At 42.1% G+C, this 976-nt stretch carries 1 protein-coding gene; it reads right to left on the reverse strand.

Annotation, left to right across the window (positions count from 1 at the left end):
- Nucleotides 1–976: HYR-like domain-containing protein (locus EQG68_RS15100; protein ID WP_449404222.1), on the reverse strand; the 976-nt coding region annotated here is incomplete at both ends.

Raw genomic sequence — 976 nt, forward strand, 5'->3', positions numbered from 1 at the left:
TAAAGTATTGAAATCGTTTGTCCAAGTAACATCAGAACAGTTGTCAGTAGCAGTAGCACCACCATTGGAAGCTAACCAAGCTTCAATATCACTTTCATTACCTGTACCGTCACATTCTACAACAATACTAGCTGCTTGAATAGTAATTTCAGGAGAAACAGTATCTTGAACAGTGATAATTTGTGTGTGTGTTGTTTCATTTCCACACTCATCTGTTGCCGTCCAAGTTCTGGTCAAAATATAAGCGTTAGCACATTGACCTTGCTCGGTTGATTCGGTGAAGGCAACAGTTGCCTCACCACAATTATCTGTAGCAGTTAAAGTAGCAGCCGTTGGAACAGCATCACACTCTACTGTTAAACTAGCAGGAAGCTCTTCTACGAACGCAGGAGCAAGAGTATCGTTTACAGTAATTGTTTGCGAAATAGAAGTTTCGTTACTACAAGCATCTACAAACAACCAAGTTCTAGTGATTACGAACGAGTTCGGACAATCACCTGCCACAGTTGTATCAACCCCTTCCACAGTGATTTCACCGGCACAATTATCCGTAGCGGTTAATGAAATGGTTGCCGGAACTTCAGAAGCACAGGCTACAGTTACAGCAGTAGGAGCTTCCGGAGCCACAGGAGCAGTACTATCTTGTACAGCAAAAGTAGCTGAAGTAGTAGCGGTATTTCCACATGCGTCAGTTGCAGTGAAAATCACAGTTATAGCTGTAGAACAATCGTTTGATAAAGCATTGAAATCATTTGTCCAAGTAACATCAGAACAGTTGTCAGTTGCAGTAGCACCACCATTGGATGCTAACCACGCTTCAATAGCACCTTCGTTACCTGTACCGTCACATTCTACAACAATACTAGCTGCTTGAGTAGTGATTTCAGGGGAAACAGTATCTTGAACAGTGATAATTTGTGTGTGTGTTGTTTCATTTCCACACTCATCTGTTGCCGTCCAAGTTCTGGTCACAACA

This window comes from Flavobacterium piscinae, from assembly GCF_004122145.1.
GTDB classification, from domain to species: domain Bacteria; phylum Bacteroidota; class Bacteroidia; order Flavobacteriales; family Flavobacteriaceae; genus Flavobacterium; species Flavobacterium piscinae.